The sequence below is a fragment of the Rhizobium sp. CG4 genome (assembly GCF_023701965.1).
Classification (GTDB): Bacteria; Pseudomonadota; Alphaproteobacteria; order Rhizobiales; family Rhizobiaceae; genus Agrobacterium.
Map to the genome: position 1 here is coordinate 1,033,919 of NZ_JABAEG010000001.1, position 21,953 is coordinate 1,055,871.

The window sequence follows — 21,953 nt, forward strand, 5'->3', positions numbered from 1 at the left end:
ATTGACAAGCGAAAAGCAGGCGCTCTTATACGGGGAAAATTCAAAGGATAATTTCCCCATGAGCCTGCCTATCATCGACATCGTTACCGAAAATCCGACCGAGCAGGATTGTGCAGCAATCATCGCACCACTGCGCCAGTTTAACCGGGCAAACCGCGGTATGATTGAGGATAAGCCGGACTTTGCCGTGCTGGTACGTGACCCTGGCACTCGTGAGGTACTGGGCGGCCTTTACGGCACCGACAGCTACGGTTGGGCTTTTGTGAAATACCTCGTCGTTCCCGAACAGTTCCGTGGCCAGAAACTCGGCTCACACCTGATTGAAGAAGCCGAAAAAATTGCTCGAGACCGTGGTTATATCGGCATATGGCTGGATACTTTCGAGTTTCAGGCCAAACCGTTTTACGAAAAGATGGGCTACACCGTATTTGGTGAACTGGAAGGCGCACCAAATGCCATCGGCCGTTACTTCCTCAAGAAAAAATTCTGATCATTTGGCCACGTCTTTTCGGTGACATGGGCGTGAGCCTAATCCCTATTGATGGCCGATTTTCACCCATAGGGAATATTTGAAGCCGAATAATTCCCAATACAATGAACACTCCCGACAGAGGTAAATCGTAACGGGAGGGGACCATGCGCATCGATGTAATCGATACGGATCAGGCGTTTCACGATGTGCGTGAGAATTGGGATCGCGTTTTCATGAGCGACCCCTTCGCACAGCATTTCCTGTCTTGGGTGTGGTTGAAACGCTATCTTTTCCGCCGCAAGCGCTGGTTTATTCTGGCCCTGCGCGAAAAGGCCGAAGGTTCTCCCTACGTCGCCTTTTTCCCCTTGCGCATTGTCACGATCCTCAATGAAAAGACCGGTCGTTTTTATGATGAAATGATCATGGCCGGGAATTTTGCCGCTGACTATACCGGGTTCCTGACCATGGCCGAATATGAGCAGCATGCCGTTGAGGGCTTCTGTTCCTATATTCGCCAGCAGAACTGGACCAACCTGAAAATAGAATATTTCTACGGTCCTCCCGGACGCCGCGAAGCGATGATACGGGCACTGCAAGGGCCGGACGTCATATTCCGGGACAGCACGCCCAAGAGCCTGAATGACATCGACAATTGCGTGTGCCCGGGCGTACCGCTGCCGGACACTTTTGACGCCTATCTCGATAGTCGTATGAGCAGCCAGTCAAGACAGAAATTACGGCGTTTCCTGCGCAAGGTGGAAAGCGACGCGGACTGGCAAATCACCTTTGCAACCCCGCAAACCATCAAACGAGACATTACAATCCTGTTCGACCTGTGGCGCATAAAATGGGCGCCTTTCAAGGGCAAGGAGCGCACCGAAAGGTTGATCGCGGGATCACGCGAAATGCTGATGGATTGTTTTGTTGACGGCAATCTGGATGTGCCCGTTTTGTGGTATCAGGGCAAACCATTGGGTGCACTTGCCAATATTGTTGATCGGCAGAAAATGGCCGTCCTGTTTTATGTCACGGGCCGAGATGAAAACTGGAAAACCCCTTCACCGGGTTTTGTTCTGCACGGTTATTGCATACGACGTGCGATCGATAATGGCTTCCGCTATTATGACTTCCTGCGTGGCAACGAGCCCTACAAATATATGTTCGGGCCGGATGAACGCCAGATAAGCTGCACGTTGTTTCGCTCCCGCACCGGGGAAAATCTCGGCGGCACCTTACATCCTCGTAGCATTCGCTTCGTCTATGAAAAGGCGCTGCAATTGTACAAAGAGGGCAAGAAGGGCAATGCCGAGGTCGCCTTCAAACAAGTGGTAGACGCAGCGCCACAACATTACGGCGCACGCTTTGGACTGGCAAATCTGCTGTTTGAAAAAGGAAAACTCCCGCAGGCGGAAGTTGTCTTTTCCACTCTCGCCAGGCAGGTCGATAGCCCCGTTCCTGTGCTGATGCGGTTGGGTGAAACACAGCTTGCGCTGCATCACTACGAAGAAGCATCGGTAACCTTCCAGAAAGTCACCAAACTGTCGCCATTTAACCGCGAGGCGCTCTACAAACGTGGCGTTGCACTGACCGCGTCTGGAAAGACAGTCGAAGCACTGGAGATATTCTCGACGCTAAAGGGATATTATTCGGATAATCCTGTTCATCGGGAATACACTGAAAAAGCCAAGTTGGCCTTTGACCGATTGATGGGAAGTCTGGGAATTGGCCTGTCGAAATTGCCACCCGTTCCGGCGACGCCAAAACTGCTTCATTCCTGATCCAAGCGAGCACAGAAAGCCCCCTGGAAAGCCGTTATTTTCCAGGGGGTGTGGAACAAAAAGCGCGCACGCAGATTATCGTTCCAACAACCTTAAGCGCGAAGACAATTTTGAGCTACTTTCAACCTAAAATAAGGCAATTTTAGCAATGGATTTCCACAAATTTGATTTTTTGGTAGACAATTCAAGTTAATTGAATTATATGATGAGCACACTTCATCGCGGAAGCACCGTAATTCTCAATATTACTGCGTGCAACATGGCCGCTAAATTCGCGTGCGTGACTTCGTTATTGAACAAGTTGCACGATAAAAAATCCATAATGTTCGGGTGAAACCGGACAACCAATAATAACGCAAGAAAGACTACGTATAAGGATATTTATTCTTTGACGTTACAGTCTTCAACTCAAGGAGAATGCCTGCGCTATTGAGCGCGGCTCATATTGTATGGCTTTGACAACTGAAAATGAGACGTCTGTGCAGCAGCACTCGACCAAGATCAGTCTGAAAAACATCTACAAGGTTTTTGGTGACCATCCCGAGAAAGCCTTGAAAATGCTCCGGTCGGGGCAGAAAAAATCCGAAATTCACAAAGCGACGGGCTGTTCGATCGGTGTCAATGATGCCAGTTTCGACATCCGCTCTGGCGAAATTTTCGTCATTATGGGCCTGTCGGGCTCTGGAAAATCCACTCTCCTGCGCCTTCTTAACCGGTTGATCGAACCAACATCCGGTTCGATCGAAATCGATGGACGCGATATTACCGGCATGTCGCAGCGTGACCTGATTGACGTGCGCAGACGCGACATCAGCATGGTATTCCAGTCCTTTGCCCTGCTTCCCAATCGCACAGTGCTGAACAATGCCGCCTTCGGTCTTGAAGTGGCAGGCGTTGGTGAAACAGAGCGCAACGAAAAAGCCATGGCCGCCCTCGCTGCCGTTGGTCTTGCCGGTTATGAAAACAGCCGTCCCGATCAGCTTTCCGGTGGTATGAAGCAGCGTGTCGGTCTGGCCCGCGCTCTTGCTAGTGAACCCACAATTCTATTGATGGACGAGGCGTTTTCGGCACTCGACCCGCTGATCCGCACAGAAATGCAGGACGAACTTGTCCGGCTTCAGTCTGAACACAGCCGCACGATTGTGTTCGTCAGCCACGACCTCGACGAAGCCATGCGCATCGGCGACCGTATCTGCATCATGGAAAACGGCAATGTTGTGCAGGTCGGCACACCTGACGAAATCGTTCTCAACCCAGCCAATGATTATGTGCGTTCGTTCTTCCGCAACGTCGATGTCTCGCACGTCTTCAAGGCTGGCGATATTGCCCGCAAAACGCAGGTCACCATCATCGAACGGCAGGGCGTTTCAGCAGCCGCAGCGCTGGAGCGCATGAAGAGCTTTGACCGAGAATACGCGATCATTCTCGGCCGCGACAAAACCTACCATGGCATGGTCAGCCAGACCTCCGTAGTGGAAAAGGTCAAGGCTGGCGCGAGCGATCCTTACCGCAACGCCTTCCTGCCAGAAGCCGAGGCGATTGCCGCATCCGAACCCTTGTCCAATGTGATGAGCAAGGTTGCAGGCAGCCCATGGCCTGTGCCTGTCGTCGATGACAGCAACCGCTACCTGGGTTCGATCAGCAAGTCCACGCTGCTGGAAACGCTTGACCGCACCAACTGATGACCATCGCAACCCCATGTCCTGACAAGCTGCGCTTTAAGGACATGCCGCCTTTTATCCCGGCGATTGCGGATGGAACAGCTCACGCCGTTCTTCGTCGTCGCCGCAACAATTGGACCCTCTCATGAATTTCGATATCGGAGACGGTATAGACATTGCCGTCAATTACATTCTGGATAACTTTTCCCCTGCACTGGATTTCATCGCCGCAGCAATCGGCTTCGTAACCAGCGGCATTCAGGACAGCTTGCTGGCCATTCCCATGCCACTTGGCATCGCCATTTTTGTCGCGCTGGCTCTCTGGCGCGTCGGCGCAGGTTTTGCGGTTTTCACGGCCCTGTCGCTTTATCTCGTCAACCATATACAACTGTGGTCAGCAATGATGGAGACCCTGTCGCTGGTGTTGGCATCGACCATCATCGCCATGCTGCTTGGCCTGCCAATGGGCATTGCCATGGCGCGCAATGACAAGGTCGCCGCGGTTGCCCGTCCAACGCTGGACCTCATGCAGACGATGCCAGCCTTCGTTTATCTTATTCCCGCTGCCATGTTCTTCGGTCTTGGCGCGGTGCCGGGCACTATAGCCACCGTCATTTTCTCCATGCCACCGGTCGTTCGCCTGACCAATCTGGGTATTCGCCAGGTGCATGCAGAATTTATCGAAGCAGGTCTCGCCTTTGGCTGCACGCCTTCGCAGCTGTTGCTCAAGGTACAGTTGCCGAACGCCATGCCATCCATCATGGCCGGCATCAACCAGACGATCATGCTGTCGCTTTCCATGGTGGTCATCGCCTCGATGATTGGCGCAGGCGGCATCGGTAACACCGTGTTGACAGGCATTCAACGCCTTGATGTTGGCACTGGTTTTGAAGGTGGCATCGCCGTCGTCATTCTTGCCGTCATTCTGGACCGCATCACCCAGAGCCTTGGCAAGGAACGCCCTGCCTTCTGGCGTGTGCTGTTTCACAAGAACGCCCGCGAACCACAACTGGTCACTGCCACCAACTAACTTTCCCCATAAGCGGGCTCAAACCCGCCCCATGCGAACCTTCAAAAAAGGAGCACATATGTTCAAGACAATCGCTACCCTTGGCCTCGCAGCCATGATGTTTGGCAGCACGGCGACACTTTCCGTCGCGCAGGATGCCAAGCCAGTCAAAATCGGCTGGGCAGCTTGGTCGGATGCCGAGTTTGTTACCAAACTTGCCGCCAAGCTGATCACAGATAAGCTGGGCACCAAGGTTGAACTGGTGCAGACAGACGTTGCACCGCTCTATCAGGGTGTCAGCCGTGGTGACATTGACGCCATGATGATGGCGTGGCTGCCGCAGACCCACGCGGATTATTACGACAAGGTCAAAGACAAGGTTGAGACCCTTGGCACCGTTTACGAAGGTGCAAAGCTCGGATGGGTCGTTCCCGACTATATTCCGGAAGATGCCATCGCCTCGATCGAAGATCTGGCCAAGGATGACGTGAAAAAACAGCTGGCCAACACCGTTCAGGGCATTGATCCTGGCGCAGGTTTGACACGTCTGTCCGAACAGGCACTGAAAGACTACGCCTTGAGCGACTACAAGCTGCAGATTTCCAGTGAAGCCGGCATGCTGACCACTGTCGACCGCGCCATGCGGTCTGAAAAATGGTTTGTCGCCACCTCGTGGAGCCCACACTGGATGTTTGGCAAATACAAGCTGCGCTACATCGCCGATCCTAAAAACTCGCTTGGCGAAGCAGAACATGTCGACATTCTGGCGCGTAAAGGCCTGAAGGAAGAAAACCCTAAGGTCGCCGAGTTCCTGTCACGCATGAAGCTGCCAATTGCCGATCTGGAAGCCGCGATGTTCAACGCTCAGGAAACCTCCTACGATGAGGCCGTTGCCAAATACATTGAAGATCATCCCGATCAGATCGCCGCATGGGTCGGCGAAGAAAAAGGCTGATAATTTTACAGCCGGGCGGTCCAAATCGCCCGGCTGTTACCGTCATGACCGGCAGGTGATATCTTGTGACAATCCATTCTTTCCCGACCTTCTCCGCCCATGACGACACGATCGGTGGCCGTCTCTCGCTGGCCCGTGATGCAGCACAGCTTTCAACCGAAATCGTCACTGCAAAGCTTGGAATTTCCGCACTGGTCTGGTCGCACTGGGAAAATGACCGCGATGAACCGCCGGAAAACTATCTCGATCCCATTGCCAGTATTCTTGGCGTCACCCGCAACTGGCTAACCACCGGGCGCGGCGATGGCCCGGCTGATATCTATTTACAATAAGTACGCGTGCTTTCAGTCGCCAAGTGACGCGAGCCCAAGCACCGCAGCACCCACCAGTCCCGGCTCAATGGCGCACTGCGCCTTGACCACAAGCGGTCGGGAAATTTTGCGCAGGATACGACTGCGCACCGCGTCATCAAGCGCCGACAGTAATTCCTGCGAATTCGAAAGACCGCCACCAACTGGCACGATGCTAGCGCCCGTAACGTTGACCACCAGTGCAAGCGGCGAGGCAAGCAGATCGACCTCGACATCGATGGTACGGCTGGCTTTTTCATCGCCCGCACACCAGAGATCAATGATCTGCTGGCTGGACTTCTCCTCCTGATGCAGAAGCTCGTGCAATTTCTCCAGACCGCGCGCGCTACAGGTTGCGTCGATGCAGCCGTGAAGACCGCAACCGCAGCGGAACGGCGGAATATGAGCCGGTGGATTGCCCGCTTGTGTCGCAGCGACCGGAGCATGCCCCCATTCGCCGGCAAACCCGCCATTGGCATTGATCAGCTTGCCATCAATCACCAGTCCGCCGCCAACACCTGTGCCGAGGATAACACCAAAAACCACCCGGTGGCCTTTGCCGGCACCAATGCCGGCTTCCGCCATCACAAAACAGTCGGCATCATTGGCAACGATAACCGGCAGGCCAAGCTCGACCTCGAGATCAGCTTTCAGATCACGACCGTGAATGCAGGGAATATTGGCAACAGTTGCCCAACCATTGTCTTCATCGACAACACCGGCAATCGAAATCGACACACATTCAGGCTTCGTTTCGCAGTCTTCAACCGCCTGACGGAGCACGCCGACGAACGCTGTGAAATCATCTTTCGGCGTTGTGACGCGCGGCAAAAGGCGAATATCTTCAGCCGAATACGCCAAGGCACCCTTGATCGTGGTGCCGCCAATATCAAAACACAGAATCATGGACATGCTCTCATTGCGCGTAGGGGTCAGCGGACCAGAATGGCGCGAAAATCATTGACATTGGTACCGGTTGGACCGGTGTGAAATATATCGCCAATAGCAGAAAAGCCGCTGAAGCTGTCATTGCCATCCAGCAAGACCCGTGGATCAAGTCCGGCAGCCCGCAGCCGTTGTACGGTTCTACCATCAACAAAGGCACCGGCATTATCTTCAGAACCATCGATCCCATCGGTATCTGCGGCAAGTGCGGTGATATCATGGCCGTTGATGCCAATGGCAAAGGCAAGCGCAAACTCACCATTGCGACCGCCTCGCCCACCTTTTTGCCGCAAGGTGACGGTGGTTTCTCCACCGGACAGCAGAACCACAGGTTTGCGAAACGGCCGGTTGCGAACAGCCACTTCGCGCGCCAATGCGGCATGCACCGACGCCACCTCACGCGCTTCGCCCTCAATCGAGTCAGACAGGATATGAGCCTCCAGCCCGTGCGACCGGGCAACATCTGCGGCGGCCTCCAGTGAAACGCTGGCGGAGGCAATGATGTGTTGGCTGTTGCGTGCAAAAACGACATCACCGGGATGTGGCGCATCCGCTGCTGGCGAATTCAGATGCCGCAATGCGGCCTCCGGCAGGGCAAATTTATACTGCCTGACGATCTCAAGCGCATCCTGCCGCGTCGTGTTATCCGGAATGGTTGGGCCCGATGCCACAAATGCTGGATTGTCGCCGGGAATATCCGATACGATCAGGCTGACGACCCGGGCTTTTGTCGCTGCAGCAAGACGACCACCCTTGATGGTGGAAAGATGTTTGCGCACGATATTCATCGCAGAGATTGGCGCGCCCGACGCCAGTAGCAACTGATTGAGGGCGATCTCGTCCTGAAGCGTCAAACCTTCTGGCGGCGCAGGTAACAAAGCCGAACCACCACCGCAGATCAGTGCGATCACCAGATCATTTTCTGAAAGCCCAGAAATGGTCTTGAAAAGCCGCTTGGCCCCAGCAAGCCCATTTTCATCCGGCACCGGGTGGGCGGCCTCAATAACCTCGATTGATTGCGTCTTACAGCCATATCCGTAGCGGGTCACCACCACACCGCTCAACGGTTCAGGCCACAGGCCTTCAAGAGCAGCGGCCATTTGTGCAGCGCCTTTTCCAGCACCGATCACCACCGTGCGGCCATTCTTCGGCGGTGACGGCAAATGTTTTTTAATGCCGATCAACGGGTCAGCAGCCTCAACCGCCGCTTTGAACAGAGCCTCCAGCAAGGCGCGATCCCTGGCTGTATCAAAAGTATTATCCAGTCCCAAAGCTTGCCGTCCACTTCGTGATTTCGGGTACGGCAGGATTGGTGATGAATGCCGCAGAAGCGATTCTTAGGAACAATCGCGCGGCTTGCCAACATTCTTTTGATAGGCCGCTGCGCTTGTCCATTTCGGACACGAACAAGCACGCTACAGCAGCCTGCTCAGTAGACATCCCTAAGGTAACGTTTTTCGGATGAAAGCCGCTTCACATATGCCTCGGCGGCATCACGATCCATGTTGCCATGCCTGGCAACAATATCCCTAAGAGCGGTATCCACATCCCGCGCCATATGGCTTGCGTCACCACAAATGTAGAAATGCGCTCCCTCCTCCAACCAGGAAAACAGCGCGGCACCCTGCTCTTGCATGCGGTGCTGAACGTAGATTTTTGCGTCCTGATCGCGGGAAAATGCCAGATCAAGACGGTTGAGGTGGCCGGTTTTCTGCCACTGCTCCAATTCCTCACGATAATAAAAATCAGTTGCCTGCCGTTGCTCACCGAAGAACAGCCAGTTTTTTCCTTTCGCGCCCGTGGCTTGCCGCTCTTGAAGAAAGCCCCGGAACGGTGCAATGCCGGTGCCAGGCCCCACCATGATCACGGGGGCATCTGAATTGCGCGGCGGTCGAAAATGCGCGGAAGGCTGCACAAAGATCGGCACCGCGCTGTCCGTGGCACGATCTGCCAGAAATGCCGAGGCTGTACCCGAACGGCTCATCCTTTCATTGAGATAGCGAACGACAGAGACGGTCAGATGAACTTCGTGAGGATGTAATTTCGGGCTGGACGCAATCGAATAAAGCCGTGGCTGAAGCCGTTTGAGATTGCCAACCAGATCCTCTGCACTAAGGGAACAAGGCGCAAAAGCCACCACATCGGCAATCTGCCGGCCCCAAAGCCAGTTCGCAACCTGCTCCTTCCCACCCGCCAGAATGTCGGTCAGGGCTTTGTTACCGGACAGTGCCCCCCACGACTTTGCAAAATCGGCACTTGCCTTGCCGATCTCGAGATGGCGTTGAAGTGCCTCGAAAACCGGCATTTCGCCCAGACCATCAAGCGTCACAGGACGATCGGCTTCCAGGTGAAGTGAGGTCAGAATTTCTTCCGCCAGCATCGGACAGTTGCTGGGCCACACGCCCAACGCATCCCCGGCCTCATAGACCATACCGCTTTCGCCAAGATCAAACACAAACTGGCGAACATCCTTTGCCCCGCCCTCTTTCGTCAGGCATCGATTGACCAGAAGCCGAGACGTGTAGGGAGCCTTGCGCGTAAAAGCCGGTTTGGCATCCGACTTCTCGGTATCAACGACAACCACCGACGATGAGTTTGAGGCAACTGCCGCCTCCTTTTTTGGCTGCAGTTGTTCGTGGACACGTGTTTCCCACTCGGCAATGACGTCCTGATAATCCGGTTCGCAATCCATCCGCTCAGTCAGGCGCTGCGCCCCAAGTGTCGCCAACCGCTGGTCCAGTTTACGACCAAAACCGCAGAACTGATCATAATTGCTGTCGCCAAATGCACAGACAGAATAGTGAAGCCTCTCCAGTCGTGGCGCATTCTCCGCACTCAACTTGCTCCAGAACACCTCACCCCCGTCGGGCGGATCACCATCACCAAAGGTGCTGACGAAAAACAGGCAGATGCCGCTATTCGCCATATCCTCAACTGACAGGTCTTCCAAGGCAACAAGCCGGTGATGTTTCCCCTGTGCGGCCAGTTGTTTGGCAAAGGCACTCGCTACGGTTTCCGCATTGCCGGTCTGCGATGCCCAGGCAATAACAATGCTTTGACCTGCACCTTCCACATCGTCTGTCGGCACAAGAAACGGCGCCAGCGGCACCGTGTCAGTCTGTCTAAGGCGACTGCGTGAAAAAAGCCCCGCCAGCATGCCATCGATTAACAGTCGGCGTTCCTGCACAAAGGGTGCATTGTCAGGCAGAACCGGTGTTTCAATAGTACCCAAAGTCGCTGCCGCATTTAGGCCAGTTATAAAGCCTTGCAGATAGGTCTGCTCGGGAGTGGTCAACACCGGTGCAGGCGCCAGACTGACACCGGTCATCCTGCTGAAAGCGGCAATTTCCGACACGGGAGAAAGAGAAAAGGCGGTGGCTGGATCTGCAATGGCGTTCACGGGGAAGGTCTCCTTTGCGGATGCGGGCTTGTTGGCTTTTTCGCTGAGGCGAATTGAAACGGCCGTAAATTTGAATTCGGGTTGAAGGGAGATCGGATCAACCGCATCACTGGTCACAGCATTGATGGCGAGATCATCGCCAAACACATCGTTCCAGTGAAATGGCGCGAAACAATTACCGGGCAAAACACGGTCGGTGACCACAGCCGGTAGAATAGCCCGTCCGCGTGCGCTTCTGATTTCCACCCTGTCCTTGTCTTCAATGCCAAATTCGGCAGCATCCTCAGGATGGATCTCGACAAACGGACCGGGGTTGAGCTTGTTCAGCGTAGCGATCTTGCCGGTCTTGGTCATCGTATGCCACTGGTGCTGCAAGCGGCCGGTATTCAGAACGAAGGGTCGCTCCGCCCCCGGCATTTCAGCAGGCTCCATATGCGGCCGTGGGAAAAATACAGCCTTGCCGCTGGCCGTGGCAAACACCAGCCGTGGAGCTCCAGACTCGTCCATATTGAGGGGTTGGCTCTGGCTGTCATTGAGGTAGCGGATCGGGTTACGGGACGCGCTTTCTGTCGATGCCACCGGCCACTGCAATGGGCTACGGCTTAACCGTTCATGGCTTGCCCCACGAATATCGTATCCGGTTTTCGGGTTCCAGGCCTGTTTGATCTCTTCAAAAACCTCCGCTGAAGAGGTGTAGCTGAATGCCTCGGCATATCCCATTTCCTGCGCAACACGGGTAATCAGCAACCAGTCGGGCATCGCATCGCCCGGTGGCTCAACCGCTTTTGGTGTCAGCGTGATGTTGCGCTCCGAATTGATCAAGACGCTGTCGCCTTCGGCCCATAACGCGCCGGGCAGGAGAATATCGGCGTAGATATTGGTTTCGGTGTCGAGAAACGCGTCTTGCACCACCACAAGCTCGGCTGCCTTCAAACCGTTCAAAACATTGTCGCGGTTAGCAACGCTGGCAACCGGGTTAGTGCAGATGATCCAGCAGGCCTTGATCAGCCCGTCCGCCATCTCCTGAAACATCGAAACCGTCCCACCACCCGCTTCCGCTCGCAGGCTTCCACGCGGAACGTCCCAGAGATCTTCGATGAAGGTTCGGTCTGATTCCACAAGTGCGGAACGCTGGCCCGGCAAACCCGGCCCCATGTAGCCCATTTCACGCCCACCCATGGCATTGGGCTGGCCGGTCAGCGAGAAAGGTCCGCTCCCGGGCCGACAGATCTTGCCCATGGCGAGGTGCAGATTGCAGATCGCATTGGTGTTCCAGGTGCCATGTGTGCTTTGATTCAGCCCCATGGTCCAGCAGCTCATCGACTCCCGCGCCATACCCATCATGTCAGCAGCCTGCAGAATATCTGTGACTGCAAGCCCGGTAATGTCAGAGACTTTTTCAGGCGTGTAATCGGCCAGGAAAGCAGGCATCTGCTGCCAACCCTCAGTGAACTCGGCAATAAAGCCGCTGTCTGTATGGCCGTTTTTGACAATCAGATGCAGAAGACCGTTGAGCAGCGCCAGATCGGTTCCCGGCCGAATTTGTAAAAACAGGTTCGCCTTGTCCGCAGTACGATTTCGGCGCGGATCAACCACGATAAGCCGCGCACCCTGTTTGACACGGTCCATCATCCGCAAGAACAGGATCGGATGGCAATCAGCCATATTGGCGCCGATCACAAAAAACAGGTCGGCCTTGTCAAAATCCTCGTAGGAACCGGGCGGTCCGTCTGATCCCAGCGAAAGCTTGTAGCCACTGCCAGCACTTGCCATGCAAAGGCGCGAGTTGGATTCGATATGTTTGGTGCGGATAAATCCCTTGGCCAGTTTATTGGACAGATATTGCGCCTCCAGCGACATCTGCCCGGACACGTAAAGTGAAACGGCATCCGGCCCGTGCCGTTCAATAATCGCCTTCAGCCTCTGCGCGGTTTCCTTGATCGCCTTTTCAACGGGAACCGGAACCTGGTCCTGATCGCGTTCATGGCGCATATGAGCCTTATCCATCCGGCCTGGATCCGCGATAACCTGCGCACAGCTATTGCCCTTCGTGCAAAGCCGGCCAAAATTTGCCGGGTGGGTCTTATCGCCAGAAACCTTGACCACGCGGTTATCCCTGACCTCCATCACGATACCGCAGCCTACACCACAATAGGGACAGGAACCTTTGACCGTTCTGGTATCTGTCATGGCAAAACCTGCATACACATCACCCGGTTCGAATAAGACCTTCCGGTCTTTTGAAAATCCCAAAAACAAAAAAGCTGCAGATCGAAAATTGCCGCTCCTTGAGGAACGTCAGTTTCAGATCAGCAGCTTTGCTATAAGCGCCCGCCGTTGGACGCCTTCAAAACGAAGCAACAAGCGTGCCAAATAAAAACAGGATTGTAATTTCAGCAAAAAATACTCGAGTGCGGAGGTCCGTTCGAAGTTGATTGCAGACTTAAGTCACAAAAATCGGCAGCATCAATTTGCCATGCCTATACAACGGGCAGTGAATTCAGGGGCGAACACAGAGGTGTAACACACTCAGCTCAGCCGCAAGCCCCCTGATCATCGACACCCGGTCGCAGCATGAATGGCATGAAGCCATGCAACCACACGCCAAAACTCAGCGCCCACAAGGCAGCACTCAGACCATGATGATAGGGCGCTATGGCGGATAGTGCATCAAACTCGGGAAGCACCCGAACCAGTGCGGCAAGGATCATCAGACCAGCAGAAACATGCGCCTGCCATGGCAAACGGTCGAGGTTGCGCCCCGTATGACGAAGGCCGGCGATGATAAACACCGCCATGACAGCGCAGCCGAGAGCGCCCAGCGACAACATGTGCAGACCGGCCGCGGGCGATAGGTTAAAACCAAGACGGGTTGCCCCAAGCGCCAGAAAACCGATGCCCGCAAACGCATTGCCAAAAGCCAGCAGTAGAACCTCGGTTTTGAACGCAGCGCGGCCGACGAACCATTCAGCCAGCCGATCGAAAAATGCAGCGCCGGCAGCAAGAGCAAGCCATGCGGACACGTCAGTGTCTGGGAAGGCTAGTTTTGCCACCAGATAGAGCGTGACCATGGCACCCGCCATGTGTCTGCGTCCGGGATGCGGCCGGTAAGGCGAGGTTTCGCCCGTGGGATCAAGCGCCAGATTGATGACGACGACATTGATGCGCGAGGCCGACAAGGAAAACAACACGATGAAAATGCAAAGAGCGGCTTCCAGCATACGAGATGCCAGTTCAACATCGCCAACCTGCCAGGCATAACGAACACCGGCCTCAGCCCCGGCAAACAAAAGCAGCCAGGCCAGAAATGCCAGATGTTTTGTCGTGCGCCTCTCCAGCATCGCCCTGCCAATGATAGCGGCGATGCCAACCAGAAATGCAAGATCAAACAGCCCTGCCAGCAGGCTTAAAGCATCAGCTCCCAAAGCACCGATAATCCGGGCGGGCAACCAAAGCGCTGCAAGACAGAGCAGCGTTTTGCCACTGCTGGTTTTGGTATCGGTCCATTCCGGCACGGCGGCCACCAGAAATCCGGCCAGGGCCATGCCATAGGTGCCAAAAATCATCTCATGCGCGTGCCATTGCGACGGGGCAATGTCGTGAGCAAATGGCAGGTCATAACCGCCCACCAGCACCCAAAGGAAAGGCCAGAGGGCGCCATGCAGGGCTGCAAGTGGAAAGAACAACCGCAGCGCTTCGGACAGGATGGGATGTCGTTTCATCTGCGCCGCTCCCGTGCCGAAAACAACTCGCCGAATGTCGGGTCTCGCGACAGACGCTCTGCCTCTTCAAAGATCATCCGTTCCTGACGCTGTCCCGGCTGCCCGTCAGGCAGATAATTGGCAAGCACCCGACCATCAAACCCGGAAAGTACAATCAGCCGGTTCGCCACCCGCAGCGCCTCATAAAGATCATGCGTCACCAGCAGGGTGGAGAAACCGCGTCTGGTCGCTGCCGCGATCAACAGATCCTGCAAATGGCGCCGCAAGCCGACATCCACGGCACTGAACGGCTCATCGAGAAACAGCATATCCGGATTTACGGAAAGCGCCCGCGCCACACCGGCGCGTTGACGCATGCCGCCGGAAAGCTCAACCGGGTATTTTGTAAAATCGGTTTCTTCCAACCCGACTTCCAGTGCAAAGGCACTGGCAATCTGCCGGCGCTCGCGTTTCGACATGCCCTCGGCCGCAAGACCGTAGGCAATATTGTCGATCAATGTCATCCATGGCAAAAGCCGCGGCTCTTGAAACACCAGCCCTTGCCGGTGATAACCTCTTTGCAGACGGCCCTTTACCGGTTCGATAATGCCGGCGGCAATTTGCAGGATGGTCGTCTTGCCGCTACCGGAAGGACCAAGCAAAGCAACGGTTTCACCCTTCGTGACATCCAGATCGAAATCTTCAAACAGGGTCCGTCCGAGAAAGGCGTGACCGACACGCTCAAAATGCAGGGCAACAGTGTCATTCATCGTTTCACACCCCATGGCAGCCCGGCGGCCCGCCAGCGCTCCAACGCTTCGCGCAGCAGATGCAGCAATCCGTAATCGGTCAACAGCGCCAGCGTTACGGTGATCGCCAGCCACGCCGTTACCTGCGGAATGTCGAATAGGGCCCGCGCGGTTGCCAGTTCACCGCCAATGCCACCCGAATTGGAAAGAAGCTCTGCCATGACGGTGACCTTCCATGCGCTGCCAGCCGTCGTGGTCCAGGCGGGAAACAGGTAGGACAACACATGGGGAAGAGTGACGGTGCGCAGGCGATAAAACCACGACGCCCCAAAAGCCTGCGCCATGACCTCAAGCTGCCGGTCACGCTTGGCAACGCCTTCCAGTGCACCGGCAAAGGACACCGGAGCGGAGGCAATTACCACGGTCATGACAGCCGTGCCGCCGGAGGAGCCGAACCAGATCAGCGCCAGCACGATCCAGCCGATCGGCGGCACGCCCAGCATCACCGTCACCACCGGCTTCATCAATCGCATGGCCGCAAAGGAATAACCTGCCAGCAGTCCAGCTGTCGTGCCGATGCCAGCCGCGATCACAAAACCGGCAAGCGCACGCACCGCGCTTTGCGACAGAATGTCGAAGAAATCAGGTCGGGCTGCCAGTAGCGCAATTGCGGAAAAAGTCTCTCCCGGCGACGGCAGAATAAATGAGCCGTAGATTTCATGCCCGGCCTGCCAGGCAGCGAGAAAACAGAATATTCCCGAAAGTCCGGCCCACCCCGCCCAGAGATAGCGTCCAGTCCAGCCGAAACCTTCGAGAATACGGTTCATGTCATTCACACCAGATAGAAGCTGTCATCCGGCTTTTTACCGCCGATAATGGCAGGGTTAGCCTTGGCAAGCTCATCATAGAAGGCCTCGAGATCAGCCCGCGCCGCACTGGCTTTCAATGCCGACAGGTGACTGGTCGGGAATGACGCCGCAATAATCTCAGCCGGGAAGCCCAGCGCATCGGCAGCGGCCTCTGCGGCGGTCTGCGGATTGGCAATGGCACTTGCCAACGCCGTCTCGATACCCGTCTGCAATGCCGCGATGCCGGCCTTGCCAAGTTTCTGCTGAAACTCCGATGTCAGCGCCAAACCGGCCTGTGGAATTTCAGCTTTGCCGGACACCCTGGCCCATTCTTTCTGAACATCAATGGTGCGGTGCACGGTCATGAAGAAGGATTTGGCCTTGATCAGTACGGCGGTTGCCGCGGGTTCGCTGAGCAACGCGGCATCCACCCTGCCCGTCAACAACAGCTGCACGGCTTCCGGTGGGGAAGCGGCATATTCAAGTGCGATTTCCCCTGGCTTGATGCCCTGTTCTGCGATCAGTCGGGCCAGCACGAAGTCGGGCATGTCGTTCTTGAACGGCAAGGCAACTGTCTTGCCTTTCAGGCTTTCCAATGACGTCAGCGTTTCATCTTTCGACACGATGTAGAGAAGGCCGGTGGTCAGCACGTTCAGGAACCCAATGCCTAGCCCGCGATTGTGAAGATTGGCCGCGCCGTAACTTGGCATGACGACCGCCCCCATCGAACCGGACGCGACGGCCGCCCGCATTTCATCGGGTGTTTTCCACGCCTTGAAGATCGCCCCCGGCGCAACCTCGTTCAGGAAGCCACCCTTAACCGCATGGGCAAGCACGGCCGATGGTGCCGCCGGTGGGCCATAAAAGGTCAGCGGTGCCTCAGCCCTCAGCAAAGAGGGTGCGGCGAGACCGGCGACCGTAAAGGCTGACAGTGCCGAAAGGGTTTGGCGGCGTGTAAACAAAGTCATGATCCCGTCCTTTCGTTAGAAACGTGCCTTGATGCCGGCATAAAACGCACGTCCGTCACCCGGCAGGTAAACCGCCTGTCCAGCACTTGCCTGATCAAGAATGAGCGTCGAGGAGGCATAGGTCTTGTCGAAGACGTTGGTGACTGCGCCATAGACCGACAGCGTATCGTTGATGCGATATTCACTCTTCACATCGACAACAGCATAAGGGTCGGCAAACACCGTATTCATGTTATCGACCGGGGTTTTGGAGGGCACCCACTGCAAGGCTGCACCAATGTCCCACTGCTCAGTCAGCGCATATTGCAGGGCCAGATTGACGACATGGCGCGGTGCGCCGGCCAGTCGGTTGTTGCCACGCACCGGATCATCATGGAACCGGAAGTCCTGCAGCACATAGGCCATGCGCGCCGTCAGCCCGTCAATGATTTCGCCGGACACACCCAGTTCAAGACCGGCATGGGTCGTGTTGTCTGCATTGAAGGCTGCCAGCAGGGAGCCGCTGCTATCGCGCAGGCTCAACAACTCATTGTCGACCCAGGAATAATAGGCCGTCGCATCGAAGGTCCACAGGCCACGTTCACCGCGCCAACCCATCTCCACCGTTGTTGCGGTTTGCGCGTCGAGATCAGGTGTCGAAAAGCCTGTAGGCGAAGCGTTCGGTGTGCCGCCGGTGGTGCCGAGAAGATCATCATGGGTCGGTGGTTCAAAGCTGCGGCTCAACGCAGCAAACAACATGTTGTTTTCATCTGGCCGCCAGCTGGCAGCAATGGCCGGTGACCAACCGCTATAGCTGCGCTCATAGCTGGTATCGACAGCGGCCACATTCGACAGGACACCACCACCGGCACCATAGGTCAGACGTGGCCGGGTCGCTGCCGTCCAGAGATCTTCACTGTCACGCGTTGCATAGGTGTAGGACAAGGAAGGCGACAGCGTCACCGTATCGGACAGTGGAATGTTCAGTCCTGCATTCAGAGATAACGTCGAAGCATCGAGATCATTGCTGGAGAAAGCCGGGCCATCACCACCGGCGCGATTGATATTGTATGTGCGGTCCGACGAGCCGACCGTGTACTGCACGGATGTTTCAAACAACGGCAACAGGGCAGAAGCATCCGGCTGATAAGCGTAACGCAACAGGCCGGTCACATCGCCACCTTCGGTGCGTCTTACGCCACTCGAAACCGGAAAGCGGAACATGTCGTTGGTGTAGGTGTAACCGAGACCAATATCGAAAAGATGTTCTTCCAGCTCGATTGATGTACGAGAGCCGATCAGGAACTGGCTGGCTTCACGACGCGGTTTGTCGCGGATGACATTGGGTCCCTGACTGGTGGGTGGACCCGGTGAAACCTGTTGTGGATTGGCCTCCATCGCGGTCTTGTTCAGCGGCCCGGCAACATCAAAACCAAGGTCGGTGTAGCTGGCAAAGATACGGGTTTTCACGATGTCGGAAAGCTCGGCTTCCACCACGCCGCCGACATTAACCCGACGGGAATCATTATAATCGCGGAAACCGTCGCGGCGGCTGACATCGGCATAAAATCCGGCTGCGAAACGTTCGCCGTCAAAACCGGTTCTTGCGGAAACATCGGCCTGCCCAAAGCTGCCGCCGCCGGCAGAAATCGTCGTGCCCTTTTCGACCGGCGAAGCGAAATTGATCGCCCCACCCAGCACACTCGCACCCAGACGGTTTGCCGTGTAACCACGGTAGACTTCAATGAGACTGGCCTGCCCCGGATTGGCCAGACCGACAATATAGGAGCCATCGGCGCGGTTGATTGGCAGGCCATCCTTCAGCACCAGAATTCCGCGTTCAACCGGGTTTTGCTGCAGACCGGAGCCGCGGATCTGGATACGCGGCTGGTCATTGCCACCGAAGAACCGTTGAACAACAACGCCGGGAGCGGAAGACAGGGCTTGGGCCAATGTCGGCACGGCTGGACCGGCATCCGCCTGCGGCTGAATAGAGGAAACCCCGCCCGGAACGGCCTTTAGACGTCTGCGCGCCTGCTCCACGCCCGACAATGTTTTGCCTTCAACCGTGATCGTGTCCAGAACTGTCGTAGAGCCGGGCGCTGCCGATTGTGCCAACGCAACACTCGAAACCCCGGCGGCGAGCAATGCCGTTACCGTAAATAACCCAGTCCCCAACAAGCGCATACGCCATTCATCCCTTGATAGACTTTACTGTCCCGGAGATGACATTTTGCAAGTACCCGCTCTTTGCTCTAGAACAAAGAACAGAGAAAACATGACAATTAAATGCATGTTTCTGGAGAGGTTATTTCCTTGAGAATTCGGGAGCCCTCCTGCGCGGCAGCAGCAATGTCTGCAAACAGCAGGCTAGCCGCTTCGATAATGCCGCTGTCCATCTCGTCCTCCTCGGCAAAATCCCCCAGCATATCCAGGAGGATACCGATCTTGCGGCGCTCCTCACGCGCCATCGCCAATAGTTTCGCCTGATTGCGCTGCTGTTCAAACGCCTCGAGCTGCTGCAGGGCCGCATCCACCTTGTCGCGACACTCACAGTCCAGTGCACTTTTCATGATCACACTGCGCACCAGATGAATGGCGTCGGGAATGTCGCTCACGTTCAGGGTTCTCGGCTGCATTTTTTCAACCGGGTTTTGCATATCGATCATCAGAGGTTTGCTCCATGCGCCGTGTTGCGAGCGCGGGCAACCCATGCAGCGCCCTCACGTCCGTGATGGAAGCCGTTGGAAAGCGGCACGCCGGGATAGATGCGCTGCATCTGCGCGATGCCATCATCGGCATCGCACCGGCCAGTCAGCACATCATCATAAATCCTGGCAACCGCCACCATGTCACAGTCCTGCGGCGAGAGACGGAAACGGGAAACACCCGCCTGCGCCAAATCATGCAATTCCCCCAGCAACGACTGGCAAGTATGTGACACCGTCTGCACACCGTTCAGCGCCAGAAACGACTGCTGATCAAGCGTCTTGACCGCCAGACCATCCGGATCATCCTTGCAGACGAACTGGCAATTATCCTTGATGTTGCCCTTGGAGCGGGCATGGGCACAGCGCGCCGAAATGGCCAGCGGCATGCGGCCGAATGCAAATACCTCAAACTCAACATCAGGCGTGTCAGCAACAATGCGATTGACCGATTCCACCGGCAACTCCGGCGGCAGACAGATCGCGGTGGCGCCACGCGAGGCCAGCAGTCGTGCCGTTGCGGCATTATACACATTGACCATTGGACCAATGACATGCGGCGTGCCGCGCAACATGCCCAAGGCCGAAAGGTCGTTTGCTTCCACAGGGTAAGGGCTATCGGCAATCAGGCGACGAACATGGCGGCTTTCGCGCTCCAGCGTCACCAAGGCAAGGGTCGACAGAACAATCTGTTTGCCGGCATTTTCCAGCCGTTCGATCACATCAGCCAGATGCGGTTCGGTAAAGTGGAACCGTTTGGAACAGACGGTTTCACCGAGCAAGACCTGGCTGACCGGTGCCTCATCAGCGATGCGGAAATAAAAATCACGCCACTTTTCTCCTTCCCACAAATAGAGAACGGGCCCAAGCGTCAGCGTTGGTGTTTGTGACATGCCATTATCTCCAGCGTTTTTCGTATGCGCCCGACGTGGTGCGCTGGCCTTCACTCAAAAGCCTGAGCCGCGACAGAAGTTTGCCGCGTTGATCGGCGCTGGCATCCAGTGCCTTGCGAAGGGTGGACACAACCTCGGCCACATAGGCCTTGCCACGTTGTCTGCCTTCGATTTTCAGCGCGCTGACGCCGGCATCGCGCAGGGCGTCAATCTGATCCATTACATCAAGTGAGACCGGGTCTTCAAAGGCATACCCCTTGTCATCGGCCACATCGAAACGGCCCTTGCACAGGGTCGGGTAACCCGCCGCCTCACCATCCGGGAAACGGTTGATGGTGTAGTCGCCAAGCTCGGACACCAGGTCCTTGCCGTCCTGCCGGTAACGCACATGGCTGGCCGGAGAGCAGACGCCATTCATGTTCGGCGACTTTCCCGTGGCATAGGACGAGAGCGAACAGCGCCCTTCCGCCATGACGCACAGACCGCCAAATACAAAGATTTCGATTTCGCAGCGGATCTGCCGTGCCAAACGGGCAATATCCGGAATGGTCAAGGTTCGTGGCAGCACAACCCGTTTCGCCCCGAATGCATCGACGAGAAAGTTCACGGCATCCGCATTGGAAGCGGAGGCCTGTACCGACACATGGATACGTTGCTCGGGGAAGGTTTCCGCGACGTGGGCCATCAAACCGAAATCGGCAAGAATAAGCGCATCGGCGCCGACCTTAACGGCATCGGCCGCGGCGCGGTACCAGATCTCCTCGCTGCCTGCTCGCATGAAGGTGTTGAGCGCCACGAAGGTCTGTGTGCCATGTTTACGGGCATAGACAATCGCGTCCGCCAGTTCTTCACGCGAAAAATTCAGACCCGGAAAATTGCGGGCATTGGTCTCGTCACGGAAACCGCAATACACGGCATCAGCCCCCGCATCGACGGCCTCACGAAAGGCGGCTGGCGTTCCTGCAGGACAGATCAGTTCCATGCCGCACCCCCGCCTTCAGACAGGATACGCCCACGCAGGTTGCTTGCAGCCTTGGTCACCCATGGACCAAGCGGCCCGGCAATGCTGCCCAGATCGTGTGGCAGATCGACACCGCTGTCATCCAGCGCATTTCTGAGCGCCAGCATGGCCTCCATGTCTCCGGTAACCGTCAGATCACGCGAGAAGAACAGTGCATCCGCATCTTGCCGTCCCTCCATCAGAGCAAGCAGCATGAACAGCGGTCCCGTGACCGAAGCGTCTGCCTCCAAGGAACGACTTTTACGGCTGACGGTGATTGACGGACGTGCCGGATGAACCACAAAAGCAAATGGCAGATCGCTTGGCAGAAACGCATAATTTTTGTTGCGATGTTCCGCGAGGCGGCCAAACAGATCGGGATGTTGCTTCATGATTTGCGTCAGCATCAGCGCGGTCATGCGCTGCACGATCGGCAGCGGCAGGTAAAGCATCGGTTTCGCAAGAGCGGTTGGAAAAGTCATCATCGGCGTCTCTAACTCTATGGACCAGTGTGCGGCAAACTAACCGCACCGGACG

At 56.0% G+C, this 21,953-nt stretch carries 19 protein-coding genes; 7 read left to right on the forward strand and 12 right to left on the reverse strand.

The features are described 5' to 3' along the window. The first annotated feature begins 58 nt into the window (after positions 1-58). The 6 genes from HGO37_RS04865 (at position 59) to HGO37_RS04890 (ending at position 6,207) form a co-directional block, all read left to right on the forward strand. The gene (locus HGO37_RS04865) at positions 59-490 is read left to right on the forward strand and encodes a GNAT family N-acetyltransferase (protein WP_192487942.1); all 432 of its coding nucleotides are present in this window, start codon (positions 59-61) and stop codon (positions 488-490) included. Between the two features lie 146 nt (positions 491-636). Continuing rightward, complete coding sequence (locus HGO37_RS04870) at positions 637-2,250, forward strand: GNAT family N-acetyltransferase (RefSeq protein ID WP_250982339.1); 1,614 nt, start codon at positions 637-639, stop codon at positions 2,248-2,250. A 449-nt stretch (positions 2,251-2,699) separates the two neighbouring features. Next, positions 2,700-3,932, forward strand: a complete 1,233-nt coding sequence (proV, locus tag HGO37_RS04875) for a glycine betaine/L-proline ABC transporter ATP-binding protein ProV (protein ID WP_192487940.1) — start codon at positions 2,700-2,702, stop codon at positions 3,930-3,932. Positions 3,933-4,056: 124 nt separating this feature from the next. Continuing rightward, positions 4,057-4,941: an ABC transporter permease gene (locus HGO37_RS04880; RefSeq protein ID WP_502941375.1), complete on the forward strand. Its 885-nt coding sequence runs from the start codon at positions 4,057-4,059 to the stop codon at positions 4,939-4,941. Positions 4,942-4,999: 58 nt separating this feature from the next. After that, positions 5,000-5,875, forward strand: a complete 876-nt coding sequence (locus HGO37_RS04885; RefSeq protein ID WP_250982341.1) for a glycine betaine ABC transporter substrate-binding protein — start codon at positions 5,000-5,002, stop codon at positions 5,873-5,875. A 65-nt stretch (positions 5,876-5,940) separates the two neighbouring features. After that, positions 5,941-6,207, forward strand: coding sequence for a helix-turn-helix domain-containing protein (locus tag HGO37_RS04890; RefSeq protein ID WP_250982342.1), 267 nt, complete (start codon positions 5,941-5,943; stop codon positions 6,205-6,207). 12 nt (positions 6,208-6,219) lie between these two features. Here the strand turns inward: HGO37_RS04890 and HGO37_RS04895 are convergent, their stop codons facing one another. The 3 genes from HGO37_RS04895 to HGO37_RS04905 all read right to left on the reverse strand — a co-directional run bounded on the left by HGO37_RS04895 (position 6,220) and on the right by HGO37_RS04905 (position 12,760). Next, positions 6,220-7,131, reverse strand: coding sequence for an ROK family protein (locus tag HGO37_RS04895; RefSeq protein WP_250982421.1), 912 nt, complete (start codon positions 7,129-7,131; stop codon positions 6,220-6,222). A 26-nt stretch (positions 7,132-7,157) separates the two neighbouring features. Further along, a complete protein-coding gene (locus HGO37_RS04900; RefSeq protein WP_250982422.1) occupies positions 7,158-8,435 on the reverse strand; it encodes a glycerate kinase type-2 family protein in 1,278 nt (425 codons plus the stop codon). Positions 8,436-8,599: 164 nt separating this feature from the next. Beyond that, positions 8,600-12,760 carry a bifunctional nitrate reductase/sulfite reductase flavoprotein subunit alpha gene (locus HGO37_RS04905; RefSeq protein WP_250982343.1) on the reverse strand — a complete coding sequence of 1,387 codons (4,161 nt, stop codon included), beginning with the start codon at positions 12,758-12,760 and terminating at the stop codon, positions 8,600-8,602. On the opposite strand from HGO37_RS04905, the gene HGO37_RS04910 reads away from it, so the two are divergent. Further along, positions 12,759-12,947, forward strand: a complete 189-nt coding sequence (locus HGO37_RS04910; protein ID WP_250982344.1) for a hypothetical protein — start codon at positions 12,759-12,761, stop codon at positions 12,945-12,947. The genes HGO37_RS04905 and HGO37_RS04910 overlap by 2 nt on opposite strands. A gap of 157 nt (positions 12,948-13,104) precedes the next feature. Here the strand turns inward: HGO37_RS04910 and HGO37_RS04915 are convergent, their stop codons facing one another. The 9 genes from HGO37_RS04915 to ubiT form a co-directional block, all read right to left on the reverse strand. After that, the gene (locus HGO37_RS04915; RefSeq protein WP_250982345.1) at positions 13,105-14,292 is read right to left on the reverse strand and encodes an NnrS family protein; all 1,188 of its coding nucleotides are present in this window, start codon (positions 14,290-14,292) and stop codon (positions 13,105-13,107) included. After that, complete coding sequence (locus tag HGO37_RS04920) at positions 14,289-15,041, reverse strand: ABC transporter ATP-binding protein (RefSeq protein ID WP_250982346.1); 753 nt, start codon at positions 15,039-15,041, stop codon at positions 14,289-14,291. Before HGO37_RS04920 ends, HGO37_RS04915 begins: the two co-directional genes overlap by 4 nt. Further along, the gene (locus HGO37_RS04925; protein WP_250982347.1) at positions 15,038-15,847 is read right to left on the reverse strand and encodes an ABC transporter permease; all 810 of its coding nucleotides are present in this window, start codon (positions 15,845-15,847) and stop codon (positions 15,038-15,040) included. The genes HGO37_RS04920 and HGO37_RS04925 overlap by 4 nt, the downstream gene beginning before the upstream one ends. A gap of 5 nt (positions 15,848-15,852) precedes the next feature. Beyond that, complete coding sequence (locus tag HGO37_RS04930) at positions 15,853-16,836, reverse strand: ABC transporter substrate-binding protein (protein ID WP_250982348.1); 984 nt, start codon at positions 16,834-16,836, stop codon at positions 15,853-15,855. A 15-nt stretch (positions 16,837-16,851) separates the two neighbouring features. Then, positions 16,852-19,002, reverse strand: a complete 2,151-nt coding sequence (locus HGO37_RS04935) for a TonB-dependent receptor family protein (protein ID WP_250982349.1) — start codon at positions 19,000-19,002, stop codon at positions 16,852-16,854. 98 nt (positions 19,003-19,100) lie between these two features. Then, positions 19,101-19,484 carry a hypothetical protein gene (locus HGO37_RS04940; protein WP_250982350.1) on the reverse strand — a complete coding sequence of 128 codons (384 nt, stop codon included), beginning with the start codon at positions 19,482-19,484 and terminating at the stop codon, positions 19,101-19,103. Continuing rightward, a complete protein-coding gene (gene ubiV, locus HGO37_RS04945) occupies positions 19,484-20,416 on the reverse strand; it encodes a ubiquinone anaerobic biosynthesis protein UbiV (protein ID WP_250982351.1) in 933 nt (310 codons plus the stop codon). Before ubiV ends, HGO37_RS04940 begins: the two co-directional genes overlap by 1 nt. A 4-nt stretch (positions 20,417-20,420) precedes the next feature. Beyond that, positions 20,421-21,398: a ubiquinone anaerobic biosynthesis protein UbiU gene (ubiU, locus tag HGO37_RS04950; protein ID WP_250982352.1), complete on the reverse strand. Its 978-nt coding sequence runs from the start codon at positions 21,396-21,398 to the stop codon at positions 20,421-20,423. Beyond that, positions 21,389-21,901 carry a ubiquinone anaerobic biosynthesis accessory factor UbiT gene (gene ubiT, locus HGO37_RS04955; RefSeq protein WP_250982353.1) on the reverse strand — a complete coding sequence of 171 codons (513 nt, stop codon included), beginning with the start codon at positions 21,899-21,901 and terminating at the stop codon, positions 21,389-21,391. Before ubiT ends, ubiU begins: the two co-directional genes overlap by 10 nt. Positions 21,902-21,953: the final 52 nt, after the last annotated feature.